This window comes from Fervidobacterium islandicum (assembly GCF_000767275.3).
In the GTDB taxonomy this organism is placed as follows: domain Bacteria; phylum Thermotogota; class Thermotogae; order Thermotogales; family Fervidobacteriaceae; genus Fervidobacterium; species Fervidobacterium islandicum.
Genome location: NZ_CP014334.2, coordinates 568,949 through 581,782, shown reverse-complemented (window position 1 = coordinate 581,782; position 12,834 = coordinate 568,949). Strand labels below are relative to the sequence as shown.

Below are 12,834 nucleotides of genomic sequence, written 5' to 3'. Positions count from 1 at the left end.
AGTGCTCATCTGGGCTTATATTTGGTATCTCAACACCGGCGAAAATAAACCCTAAAAGAGCACTTTGTACAAGAACAATCCATGCGCAGGTGCCAATCCAGCCGATTTTGAGCGATCCTTTGATTCTAACACCTCCAGTACTTTCTCTGGTTCCCAGCTACCAATTCCCACCTTTACAAGGTTTGCAACAATGCTTCGTACCATACCACGCAGGTAAGATATTCCTTCTACTCTCACCAGTATAAGGTTTTTTCTGAGTCTCACGATCCGGATGTTCGTAATCGTTCTCTCAGTTCTCGTATCCTCTTCTCCTTTTTTGCTCAGAGCGGTAAAATCATGCGTACCAATAAGATATTTTGCACCTTGTCTCATCTTCGAGATGTCTAATTCGTACGGAAACCACCAAGTGTACTTTCTTAGGAATATGTCGTTCATCTTAGAGTTTAAAATAAAGTAATGGTAAATCCTACACTTTGCTTCGTACCTGGGATTAAAATTATCGCTTACAAACCAAACCTTCTTTACATAAATGTCCTTTGGCAGATTGGCATTTAATGCGTTTCTTATATCTGACTCTGAAAGCTTATCATTTGGGCAATCGAATGCTGCAACCTGCCCGGTTGCATGAACTCCCGTATCTGTGCGACCTGCAGCATACGTTTGAATAGGGATTTTAAACACACGTTCGAGAGCTTTTTCAAGCTCTCCTTGTACAGTTCTTACACTATTTTGACGTTGATAGCCAAAAAAATCTGAGCCATCGTATGCAAATTCTATAGCGACTCTTCTCATATGTTTATTATACGCCCACCTCCAGATTTTTTGCCAGCAACTAAGGCCATCTTGGCTTTGTTCAAGATTTCTTCTAAATTTACAGCATCCACAGGATATTTCACAACAGCGCCTGTAATACTCACAAAAGGATATTTCTCTTTAATGTTTTCAATAACCTTTTGAACAAGAATCATCGCATCCGACTTGCTCTTAGTCCAAAGTAGGACCATGAATTCGTCTCCAGTTCGAGTATACAACCCGTAGTTCTTTATTTCGTCTTCTATCGCATTCTTAATCTCTCTTAGTATTTCATCTCCAATGGTGAAACCCTTTTCAAGGTTTATTCTGCCGAAGTTGTCTATATCTAAGTGTATGAATGAAAATGTTCGCTTCGTTTCTATTGCCCTTACCATTTCTTCAACAAACTCAGAAACCGTCGATTCTTCTGCATAGTGTCCAGCAAATAAACTCTTATACTTGCTCTCCTTAACAATTTGAACAAATTGCCAAGCAAAGAATTTTGATAGTTCGATCTCCCTCTTTGTTGGTCTCAAACCGTTTACTGGTTTATCAAAACTTATGTATCCGACGGTTCTATTATTTGACACCAATGGAACCAGGAACAAATCGTCAGGATCCCAGGCATTGTCGGCGTCAAGTGCTGCATAATCCGAAGGTTTAAAAATGTAAGTTTGATCTAAAGCGATACTGCCCTTTGGAATGAAGTATACTCCTCCCAAATCAAATCGACTCTGCATGAGTAAAAGAGTATCTTTTATTTGAGGTTGTTTGCTTCTTAGCATTTCGAAATCTTCATCTTTTATTCCGTACTTTGAAACTCTTATAACCCTACCTGATTTGTAGTCGAAAAGGTTCAATAACGCTGCGGAAAACCCTATCAATTTGCATGCTACCTCGAGAAGGTCATTCATTATTCTATCCACATCCTCTGAACCGATTTTTTCTAAAACATCCGGTATTTTTGAAAGATTCTCAATTTCTCTTCTAATTTCATCCTGCTCGTATTTTAATTGTTGATACCATACCTGTGCTGTAACAGTGTAGTAAAGCTGGACCAAAAAACCGGCATATAATAGAAGTGTAAAGACCAAGTAAGAGAATTTGACTTCCGGGAGAAGATAAATTGTTGTAACTATAAGTGAAGCGTAAAGGCCCAAAACAAAGACAATCAAGGCTACGATGATGTAGTTCTTCAATTTTGTTCGTGTGAAAAAGTATACATAAACGAAACTTAAAAGAACATTAGTGGCGAAAAAGCCTATTGCGAAATATATTAATGAAAGATAATCAAAAACAGACCGTTTAAACAGGAAAGTACCAACTGAAATCTGAAGAAACTCAAAGCTGAGCCGGAGTAGTTTCCTATCCCAGGAAACATTCTTATTGATTGTACTTGTGATTAAAGAAAGCACCAATATTGTTTCAGGACTTATGAAAGGGATTAAAAAGATGTACAAAAAAGGTTTTGCAGTAAATCTGATTCCACCAATAGGAATCTCGATATACTGAGCAACAATCATGGCTACTAATACCGGCACAATGATACGCACATCATAACTAAAGACGAAAGGCTTTGAGAAGAACAAGAGCACAAAACTTGCCATAAATAACGATGAGACAAATATCAAAGCTTTTTTGTTCACTTTTTTCCCCCCAATGTTCTGTTATACATATTGTAACATAGTGGCACTGTATTTTAAACTCGTGTTTATGTATATTATGGCAAATATATTCTATCATAAGACCGACAATTTACACAAGATTTCCGGTAATAAGTCAAGAGGAGAAAAAATAGAAAAATAAAAAAACCTAGTCAACACTTTGACTTTCAATAACTTAATATTTCACTTTCATTCTTCACATACTTGATTTCGTTCTTTTTACCTATTTCATCGGTACATACGGTACGTTGTTCTTTAGTAAATAATACACTAAATTTACTAATTTCCTTGCAGTTAATATTAGCGCTCTCATGTGTTTGTGTGTTGTTGCTTCTGCGTACTTTTTGCGATAATATTCTTTGTATACAGGATCGTATGTCTTTACTCCGTTCGCTGCCATTACTAGGTATGTTCTTAGATACTTGTTCCCTTTTTTCGTTAGTTGGTTGTTTTCTGATTTGTAATTTCCACTTTGATTGATTGTCCATACAAGCCCTGCGTATGATGCTAACGCTGAGGCTTTTTCGAAACGATTGATGTCTCCTATTTCGGCTATAATTCCAGCTGCAGTTATTTCTCCTATCCCTTTGACTGTTGTTAGTGTGTTCGAAATTACTTTAAGTAATTTACTTATTTCTTTCTTTACTAGTTCGATTTGTTTTTCATAGTGCTGTATCAAATCGATAGTGGAAACAATAGATATTCTCAGAGTGTTTGAAGGATTAACAGACAACCTCAAGGCATCTTTAGCAAGAGTTTGGAGTTTTTCTGCTAAGACTTGTGAAGAGACATTGTGTCTGGAAATTTTCGCAATATATTCAAATAACTCTTCAATTGGCATGTTTGCGATTTCTTCGATTGTATAATCTTTAAGCAGGCATTCGAAAGTCTTATTTAGTTTAAAGTCAAGTTTAGGGAAATAAAGAGAAACGCCTAAGTTTCAATCGAGCGATATCTTCGTTGAACTTTAAATAAAGTCTGGTGAGATTACGAAGCTCAGAGATGATATATGAGTTATTGACAAAAGGGACTAAAGACTCAGGAAATTTAGAAGCGATAGAGAAAATAAGTTCAGCATCGATTTTGTCAGTTTTAGGACGATTGAGAATTTTGCGATAGAGCTTAATGTTATCAGTTTTAACCCAAAAGACAGGTACGTTGTTTTGAAAGAAGAAGTTAGCGACATTAAAAGAAAAAACACCAGTTGATTCAAGGACAAGAGAAAAATCGGAAGAAGAAGCAAAAGCTTTGTTAAAAAGTTCAACAATACCTTGAGGAGAGTTCTCAACAGTCCCACTACCGATGAAATCAGAAAAGAAAGAAAGATAGTTCTTTGAGACATCAATAGCTAAAATAGCCAAAGGAATCACCTCCGGATTGAGTACAGCCTTACAACCTCGCGGTACATAAGAAAACGAGGCAAAACATTTTCCGGCAAGTAAAAAGCTGTACTCTAGTTAGGCAATCTTATTTAAGAGAACAAAGTCTCAAGGAGGGGCAACCTGAAACTATTTTACCAGAGGTGTTAAAAAATATGCATTCAATTTTCAAAGACCAATTTTAATTTTTACCGAACTTATTATACGAGGAGGTATAGGAAGAGATGGAAAAACTTAGACAAATCGCGGAAGCTTACGGAACACCAGTCCTGGTAATGGACTTGAATGTGATCAGGCAGAACTATATGAACCTAATTGAGAACATAAAGAATTGTAAGGTTTATTATGCGGTTAAAGCGAATTCTCACATCGAAATCGTAAAACTTCTTAGAGACCTAGGAAGCTATTTCGACGTCGCATCAAGAGGAGAAATTGAGAAACTGCTTTCACTTGGTGTGGAACCGTACAGAATGAGTTTTGGTAACACTATTAAGAAGATAGAAGATATAAAATTCGCATACGACAACGGTATCAGGATGTTTGCAGTGGATTCCGAAATGGAGATAGAAAAGATAGCAATGGTTGCTCCCGGTTCTGATATATATGTTAGAATAAGCACCAACGGCATGGAAGATGATGCTGACTGGCCACTTACAAGAAAGTTTGGAACAAGTGTGAGCCATGCAATTGAACTTGTGAAGTACGCAAAAACGCTGGGATTAAATCCCATTGGATTGAGCTTCCACGTTGGTTCACAAAACTACAATCCAGAGAATTGGAGAACGGCTATAAGAGAAGCTTCCGTTGTTTTTGAAGAAGCAAAAGAATTTGGAGTTAATATGTCCATGATCAACACGGGCGGTGGAATGCCAGTCAAATACGTTAGGGATATACCAACCGTTAAACAAATCGCGAATGTTATAAATGAAGCTGTTGAAGAATACTTAGGTGATAACATAACCGTTATAGTGGAACCTGGAAGGTCTATGGTGGGTAATGCTGGTGTTATGATCACAAAAGTGATTCTCCGAAGCAAAAAAGGAGACGAAAACTGGTTGTATCTTGATGCTGGTGTATTTCATGGTTTGACAGAAACAATTCAAAACATCCGATACAGAATAACGGTTGATGGAAAAGAAGATGAAGAACTCGATACTTTTGTACTAGCTGGTCCTACGTGTGATAGCGTTGATGTAATGTACTACGATGCCCAACTGCCGAAGAGTACAACACTTGGTGATATTGTTTACTTCCACACAGCTGGTGCTTATACCACCGAGTACGGAACGAATTTCAACGGAATCGCTTCGCCAGGGATAGTTTTCGTGAAAGGTATTTTGTCCGATGATGAAGAAACAGAAGAAGGAATTCCAGAAGTAGTGGAGATCAAAAGCGAAGAATCCAAGGAATAAATTCTCAGGACGTTAGATACAAAAATTTTTGAAATAGGGCTGGGATTTCCCAGCCCTTAGTTTTTACCACCAACGATTTACTCTTCTCCTGCCTATAATGACTTCTGAGCGGTTACCTTCTTGGATTCTGACAACGTGCCTACCAGACAAAACAGAAAGAACGTTCGTAAACAACGTTGGCAAAGAAACGTACTTTCTACTCGAAATCTTTGCAAAAAGAGGAATTACAGAGTATCTCAAAACGCTTTCTATTATGAAAAAGATTTGAAGTCCGTAAATGTGAAAGCTTCCCGCATAGAAATCGAATGAATTGAAAAATCTTGCTATAGGTCCTCCAACAATTGAACCTATCATACCACCTAGTCCACCGAGTGCAGAAAAGACTGCGAAATACATTGGCGAGTTTGAAGAAGCCGTTTCCATTGGAAGTGTTATAAACGCAAGATTCACAGCAGCCCAACCTACACCTGACAGTATTGCATCTAAAGTCATCGCCAAAATCCAATCTTTTTCGTTCATCAAGATCCAAATGGCTGGAGTAATTGAAACGATAGATAACCCTGCGATTAAAACACTCTTATGGCCGAATTCATCTGAAAGTTTTCCCCAAATGGTGTAAAAAATCATAGATAACACCGAAGCTGCTATAGAAACGTAACTAATGTAAGTCATAGGCAATTTAAGATTATGAAGTTGGTGGTAAGGGAAAAAAGGTGCTGCCATAAGAACAACAAAGTTCCAAGCAAAATACGCTTTGGATAACCTCATGAAGTTCTTATCCGCAAGTACTAGTTTTAAATCGTTAACTGTACCTGTTTTGCTACTTCTTCTTTCCTTGAGGGGTATAAGTGTCAATAATGATACAAAACTTCCGAGCATTGCTGTGGTAATTATCAAAAGAAAGTTGAAGGGAATTTTAACATTATCGTTTATTACCGAGAACATGTAAAATATCAATAACGTTGCAAGTGAGACGAAGAAATTCCTTAAACCTAGGTATTTTCCTCTTCGCTCTTCAGGTATCATGTCAGAAATCATACTAACCCAAATGTTACCTGCGAAAGCCGCAAAAATCTGGCTCAGAGCGAAGATAATTATGAACAGTTTTGGAGACCTCTGCTGAACGAATAGGAACGGAAGGAGCACCAACCAAAAGAATCGTCCGGAATTGAAGAATCCGAGAAGTATCTTCTTGCTCGGAATTTTTTCAATTACAGCTGGTGCAAAAAGCTGGAATACTTGGAAAGCCATAGGAAAAGATGCCGCAAGTCCCAACCAAACTTCGTTGAGCCCAAAGTATATGGCTATCGCCGTAAATATCGCGGTTTGAGTCAAAACCAGATAAAACGAAGAGAAAACACCTTCAAGTGTTAGAAATAGTTCGTTCTTATTCTTGTGCAATCTCAGTCTTGCACCTTCTGTACTCATCCTTTAACCACTCCAAGTGGAATACACTTGGCTACTTTTAGTGATATTCCGAGTTCATCAACAATTTGAACAACTTTGTCAACATTCTTGTACGCCTCAGGAGCCTCTTCAACTATGCCCTTTTTGGACTTTGCCATTATTTTAACACCTTTTGATTCGAGTTCTCGCATAACATGGTTCACCGTCAGTTCCCTCGTCGCTTCCCTTCTTCCAAGCGCTCTACCAGCTCCGTGGGCAGTGGAGCCAAATGTCATTTCTTCAGCCTTTTTTGTACCAACCAATATGTACGAAGCTGTTCCCATACTACCGGGGATAATGACAGGTTGACCAGTCTTTTTGAATATATCTGCAAGTGCAGGATTGCCTGGTCCAAAAGCTCGTGTTGCACCCTTTCTGTGAACGATAAGCTTTCTTCTTTTTCCATCAATTTCGTATTCCTCAACCTTTGCAATGTTGTGCGCAACATCGTAGACAAGCCTCACATTCATTCCCACAACACTTTTGAATGCTTTTCTAATCAAATGTGTAATAATTTGCCTATTAACGAACGCGTAATTTGCAGCGCAGTTCATCGCACTGTAGTAAGCTTGTCCCCACTCGCTCTTAAAAGGCGCATTGATAAGTTGCTTATCTGGAAGATTTTTGTTATGTTCTTTTAGATTATCCCTCATGTATTTTATGTAATCCGTGGCTATCTGGTGACCAAATCCTCTGCTACCTGTGTGTATGAGTATTGTTATATCTCCCTTCTTAATACCGAACACAGTTGCTATTTCTTCGTCGTATACTTCTTCAACTTGCTGGATTTCAATGAAGTGGTTTCCTGCACCAAGAGTTCCGAGTTCGTCTTTGCCTCTGTCAAACGCTTCTTCGCTTACGTCAGAAAAATCGGCGTTCTCTAGCGTTCCACCATCTTCTATTCGTAACAAATCTTCTGCTGTTCCGTAACCCATTTCGACAACCTTTTTGGCACCCTGTTCAACGATTTTCTTAAAATCATTCTTCGAAAACCTCAAATCGCTCGTTTCCCCAACTCCGACTGGTACATTCTCGTAAATGCGTTTGATAAGAGTCTCCAAATTTCTTTTCACAATATCTGAGTCACCATCTACGACTAGCATTCTAACACCGCAGTTTATATCGAATCCAACGCCACCCGGACTTATTACACCATCTTCTGCATCAAATGCTGCCACACCACCTATGGGGAATCCGTAACCCCAGTGTATATCTGGCATTGCATATGCTGCTTTAACAATCCCCGGTAATGTTGCGACATTCTTGAGTTGTTCGATAGCTTCTTCGTCTATCGTCTCGTAATCAGCAAGGATAATCGCGTCAACACGCATACTGCCTGTTTTCTTGATCCTATAAACATATTTTCCTTCTTTTTCAGCTCCTGTTACAGACATAAACTCACCTCCTTTTGAAGGTGAACACCTCAAAACCAAGTTACAAAAACATCCGTACAGAGATTTTAAAGCAAACCACCCGCGACGTTACGTCTTGGGTGGTTTGCATGTTATTTATACTCTTTCATGTGGGTTGTATTTCTCTTTTGAAACATTCAAAGCTTCGTATATCTTTTCAAAGTCTGCTTCTACTCTAAGTTGATACCCTGTCCTCCATTTAATCTCAACAAATCCTTCATTTAGCGTCTTACCTATCGTGATTCTGAATGGGATACCTATCAAATCGGCATCGCTGAACTTAACACCCGGTGAAACATTTCGGTCGTCAAAGAGTACCTCTTCGCCTTTTAGAAGCAGGAATTCATACAGTTCTGTTGCGAATTTCATTAGATTTTCGTTATTGCTGACAGGTGTAATAATTGTTGTGAATGGGGCAACTGAAAGTGGCCAGATAATTCCTTTTTCGTCATGGAGTTGTTCTACTATAGCTCCCATTGTTCTTGAGATACCCCAGCCGTAGCATCCCATTATAAACGGTTTCAATTGACCATCTCTATCCATGTATTTTGATCCCATCGCTTCTGAATATTTCGTTCCCAGTTTGAAGATATGGCCAAGTTCAATACCTTTCTCCATTTTCAATGGTTTGCTACACACTGGACAAGGATCACCTTCACGGGCAACAACAAGGTCTGTCCATTCATCCGGAACAAAGTCTCTTCCAACGTTCACATTGACATAGTGATAATCTTTTTCCATACCACCAACCACGAAATTTTTCATGCCTTTGACTTGAGTATCAGCTATTATTCTGATACCTTTGACACCAACAGGACCTAAGAATCCAATGGGCACTCCAAAGTCTTTGAGTATCTCTTCAGGTGTGGCAAACACTAACGACTGGTCGTTAACAAAAGCTTTCAATTTCTCTTCATTAAGTTCCCTGTCTCCAGGAACAAGTGCCATAAAGTAACCATTTCTACCCTTGTAGATAAGTGTTTTGACAATCTTTCTCACGGGAACGTTGAGGAAATTTGCAACATCCTCCACTGTCTTTACGTTTGGTGTGTAAGTCTTTTCGATAGGTTTTTCTTCTTCACTTTCATAAACAACTTCGCCAACGTATGGAACGCGTTCGTCGTTCCCCGAATATCCACAGTCACAGTACAGTATGTTACTCTCTCCGGTGTCGGCAAAAGCTACGAACTCGTGGCTCTCACTACCACCAATAGCTCCCGATGAAGCTTCCACAATAGCGTATTTGAGACCTAAGCGCTCCATTATGTTAGAATACGCCTGTCTGTGAGCTTTGTACGTTTCGTGCAAGGATTCCCAGCTATCATGGAAACTGTAACCATCTTTCATGATGAACTCCCGGGCTCTTAACACTCCAAATCTTGGGCGAATCTCATCACGGTATTTGTTTGCAATCTGATAGAGTGTCATTGGTAATTGTTTGTAGCTGTTGAGCTCGTTTTGAATAAGGAACGTGACTAGTTCCTCGTGGGTTGGTCCCAGTGTAAATTCTCTGTCGTGTCGGTCTCTGAGTTTCATCATCTCTGGGCCATAGTCATCCCACCTGCCAGATTGTTTCCAAAGTTCAGCGGGTTGAATTATTGGCATTAGTATTTCATTAGCACCTATTCTGTCCATTTCCTCTCTGACAATCCTTTCGATTTTAAGGAGCACTCGCCTGCCAAGTGGTAGGTAAGTGTAAACTCCTGCCGCGATTTTCCTTATGAATCCCCCTCTTATTAGTAACTCCTGACTGGGAACTTCAGAATCAGCTGGTGCCTCCTTTAGCGTTGGTGCGTAAAGTTGACTATACTTCATTTCTATCCCTCCATTTTTCTTTCTTGCTCGATGATTTCGTATTTTGTGCCTTCTGGTGTATCGAACAATTTCACACCGGATTCGGATAAAACATTCCTGATCTTATCGGCTAATTCGAACTGTTTTGCTTTCCTAAATTCATTCCGCACTTCGATCAATGATTTTATCAGAACATCTAAGTTCGTTGAAACAGCTGAACTTTCCGATTTCTTTGGAGATTCCGTATCGAAAATTCCAAGAATAGGTCCAAAAACTCTCTTGATAAGGTGATACATCTTCAACGCTCTTTCATCATTTCCACTGTCCATTGATTTGTTCAACTCGCGAAGTGCATCGAAGATTACCGAGAGTGCGACAGGAGTATTGAAGTCATCTGACAAAGCTTCTGTAAACCTTTGAATCATTCCCTTCATTTCCTCATCTTCTTTTGGGACAAGTGGGTATGGATATTTCTCTCTAAACCTGTTTAATGCAGCATGCACTCTGAGCGCCGCTTTTGAATTATCGTCGAGTAAGTCGTCAGAAAATTCAATTGGCGATCTGTAGTGTTTCGACAACAAGAAGAGCTTTACACCGTCTTTTCCATATCTTCTCACCGCTTCTCGTAACAAGAAGGTATTCCCAAGTGACTTGCTCATTTTGTCACCACGAACTATAATCATTCCATTGTGCATCCAGTATTTTGCGGGAGGCTTTCCGGTTAGAGCTTCACTCTGAGCTATTTCATCTTCATGATGTGGGAATATGAGATCTTCGCCACCACCGTGTATATCGAACATGTCGCCTAATAATTTTTGAGACATCACGGAACATTCGATATGCCATCCTGGCCTACCCGCGCACCAAGGACTCTGCCATGTCGGTTCACCGGGTTTAGCCGATTTCCAAAGGACAAAATCAATCGGATCACGCTTTAATTCGTTCACATCAACTCTTGCGCCAGCTCTTAGATCATCCGGATTTTTTCCAGATAGCTTGCCATAGTCTGCAAGCTTCCTTACGCTGAAATACACATCACCATTCGCAGCGACGTACCCATAACCATTCTTTATTATCTTTTGAACGGCATTTACAATATCATCTACAAAATCTGTAGTTCTGGGATGGAAATTGGCAGCCCGTACTCCCAGCAGATGTGCATCGTGGAAATACTCCGCGATGAACGTATCGGCAACTGTCTTCCAATCAACACCCCATTCTTTCGCTTCGTTTATTATCTTATCATCTATGTCCGTGAAGTTTTGGACCATCACGACTTTGTATCCTATGAATTCAAGGAACCTTCTGAATGCATCGAAAACAACCATCGGACGGGCGTTTCCGATGTGGATATAGTTGTAAACGGTAGGACCACACACGTACATCTTCACAATACCAGGTTCAATTGGTTCGAGTGGAACTTTTTCTTTTGTTAAAGTATCCGTGATATAAACTTTGCTCATGCGCTATTCACCACTCTTCTTAAACGATTTTCCAGAAAAATCAAACTTTCAGAAAGTTTTCAATGCGTGCTAAGACTTCTTCTTTTCCAAGTATTTCAAGAATGTCTATCAATTCTGGACCTTCGTGCTTACCTGTTAGAATAAGCCTGAGCGTCATGTAGAAGTCTTTACCTTTCAATTTAGCACCTTTCATCGCCGTCTTGAAGGCAGCGTAAATATTCTCTTTACTCCAGTTTTCCACTTTCTGCAGTTCATCAAGTAAGACCTTATACGTTTCAATTGCTTCGGTAGTCTTCTCAGGTAATGTTGTGGGTCGTTCAAAGAAGAAATCAGTAAGTTCTGGAAGCTGCGAAAGTTCTTCGATTCTGTCCTTTACAGCTGATAAAATCTTTTCCAAATAAGCATCATCCACTTCCCTGTTGATGAAGCTTTTGGCAATCTTTACAAGTTCCTTAGGGTCTTTCATTCTAATGTGTTCGGAGTTCATCCATCTCAGTTTTTCTGGGTTAAAGATTGCCGGATTCTTAACTAGTCGTTCCAAAGAAAAGCTGTTTATAAGTTCTTCCTTGGTGAGTATCTCTTTACCTTCTGGATGCGACCAGCCTAGTAGTGCCAAGAAATTAACCAGAGCTTCTGGTAAGTAACCTCTTGCTTTGAACTCTTCTACAGATGTGGCACCATGGCGTTTACTGAGTTTGCTTCCATCCGGTCCGAGAATCATAGATACATGTCCAAACACGGGGACAGGCCAACCAAGGGCCTCGTAAAGTGCAACTTGTTTAACTGTGTTAGACAGATGGTCATCGCCCCTAAGCACGTGCGTAATTTTCATGAGACCATCATCTATAACGCACGCGTAGTTGTAAGTCGGCATCCCGTTGCTTCTTAGCAGTGCAAAATCCCCAACACTACCCGCTTTAAAAACAACTTCACCTTTTACCACATCGTTTATCACGTAGTCTTTTCTTGGCATAGAGAAATATATCGCAGGCATTAATCCTTTCTCCTCGTATTCTTTCTTCCTTTCCGATGTGTTATATGGCTCGAGCATTTCGCGTGTGTAGTGTGGCGCTTTACCTTCGGCAAGTAGTTTTTCGCGCAGCTGCTCTATTTCCTCAGGATAAGCGTAAACTTCGTAGGCTTTTCCCTGTTTTATTAATTCTTGGGCATAGTGATGGTAAAGCTCTGTTCTCTCACTTTGCCTGTAGGGGCCGTACGGACCACCGATATCAGGACCTTCGTCCCAATCCAAACCAAGCCATCGCAATGCATTGATTAATTGCTCTTCGAAAATCTTCTCAGACCTTTCAACATCAGTGTCTTCGATTCTTAGAATAAACTTTCCACCTGCCTTACGCGCAAAAAGGTAGTTGAACAAAGCGGTTCTTGCACCACCAACGTGAAGATATCCCGTTGGACTTGGCGCAAATCTCACTCTTACCTGGCCGTCACCTGCCATTTTTATCCCTCCG

At 39.9% G+C, this 12,834-nt stretch carries 8 protein-coding genes and 1 pseudogene; 1 reads left to right on the top strand and 8 read right to left on the bottom strand.

All coding sequences use genetic code 11. From position 1 onward, the window contains the following. Window positions 1–51: 51 nt before the first annotated feature. The 3 genes and pseudogenes from truA to NA23_RS10695 form a co-directional block, all read right to left on the bottom strand. On the bottom strand, window positions 52–792 hold the full coding sequence (gene truA / locus NA23_RS02700) for a tRNA pseudouridine(38-40) synthase TruA (RefSeq protein ID WP_033191200.1): 741 nt from the start codon (window positions 790–792) through the stop codon (window positions 52–54). Then, window positions 789–2,438, bottom strand: a complete 1,650-nt coding sequence (locus NA23_RS02695) for a sensor domain-containing diguanylate cyclase (protein ID WP_033191201.1) — start codon at window positions 2,436–2,438, stop codon at window positions 789–791. Before NA23_RS02695 ends, truA begins: the two co-directional genes overlap by 4 nt. 241 nt (window positions 2,439–2,679) lie before the next feature. Continuing rightward, window positions 2,680–3,817, bottom strand: a pseudogene (locus NA23_RS10695) (IS110 family RNA-guided transposase). Window positions 3,818–4,059: 242 nt separating this feature from the next. Between NA23_RS10695 and NA23_RS02680 the strand changes: the two are divergent. Next, the gene (locus tag NA23_RS02680; protein ID WP_033191202.1) at window positions 4,060–5,247 is read left to right on the top strand and encodes a type III PLP-dependent enzyme; all 1,188 of its coding nucleotides are present in this window, start codon (window positions 4,060–4,062) and stop codon (window positions 5,245–5,247) included. A 63-nt stretch (window positions 5,248–5,310) separates the two neighbouring features. On the opposite strand, the gene NA23_RS02675 is transcribed toward NA23_RS02680, so the two are convergent. The 5 genes from NA23_RS02675 to gltX form a co-directional block, all read right to left on the bottom strand. Continuing rightward, window positions 5,311–6,675: an MFS transporter gene (locus tag NA23_RS02675; protein WP_052107083.1), complete on the bottom strand. Its 1,365-nt coding sequence runs from the start codon at window positions 6,673–6,675 to the stop codon at window positions 5,311–5,313. Continuing rightward, on the bottom strand, window positions 6,672–8,087 hold the full coding sequence (locus tag NA23_RS02670) for an RtcB family protein (protein WP_033191203.1): 1,416 nt from the start codon (window positions 8,085–8,087) through the stop codon (window positions 6,672–6,674). Before NA23_RS02670 ends, NA23_RS02675 begins: the two co-directional genes overlap by 4 nt. A gap of 114 nt (window positions 8,088–8,201) precedes the next feature. Continuing rightward, a complete protein-coding gene (locus tag NA23_RS02665) occupies window positions 8,202–9,920 on the bottom strand; it encodes a proline--tRNA ligase (RefSeq protein WP_033191204.1) in 1,719 nt (572 codons plus the stop codon). 2 nt (window positions 9,921–9,922) lie between these two features. Beyond that, window positions 9,923–11,362, bottom strand: a complete 1,440-nt coding sequence (gene cysS / locus NA23_RS02660) for a cysteine--tRNA ligase (protein ID WP_033191205.1) — start codon at window positions 11,360–11,362, stop codon at window positions 9,923–9,925. 40 nt (window positions 11,363–11,402) lie between these two features. Further along, window positions 11,403–12,821 (bottom strand): glutamate--tRNA ligase, encoded by a 1,419-nt coding sequence (gltX, locus tag NA23_RS02655; RefSeq protein ID WP_033191206.1) that lies wholly within the window; start codon window positions 12,819–12,821, stop codon window positions 11,403–11,405. Window positions 12,822–12,834: the final 13 nt, after the last annotated feature.

Excerpts from the sequence above, each read along its gene's own strand:
- truA (WP_033191200.1), bottom strand. The coding sequence starts at position 792 with ATGAGAAGAGTCGCTATAGAATTTGCATACGATGGCTCAGATTTTTTT.
- NA23_RS02680 (WP_033191202.1), top strand. The coding sequence starts at position 4,060 with ATGGAAAAACTTAGACAAATCGCGGAAGCTTACGGAACACCAGTCCTG.
- NA23_RS02675 (WP_052107083.1), bottom strand. The coding sequence starts at position 6,675 with ATGAGTACAGAAGGTGCAAGACTGAGATTGCACAAGAATAAGAACGAA.
- NA23_RS02670 (WP_033191203.1), bottom strand. The coding sequence starts at position 8,087 with ATGTCTGTAACAGGAGCTGAAAAAGAAGGAAAATATGTTTATAGGATC.
- NA23_RS02665 (WP_033191204.1), bottom strand. The coding sequence starts at position 9,920 with ATGAAGTATAGTCAACTTTACGCACCAACGCTAAAGGAGGCACCAGCT.
- cysS (WP_033191205.1), bottom strand. The coding sequence starts at position 11,362 with ATGAGCAAAGTTTATATCACGGATACTTTAACAAAAGAAAAAGTTCCA.
- gltX (WP_033191206.1), bottom strand. The coding sequence starts at position 12,821 with ATGGCAGGTGACGGCCAGGTAAGAGTGAGATTTGCGCCAAGTCCAACG.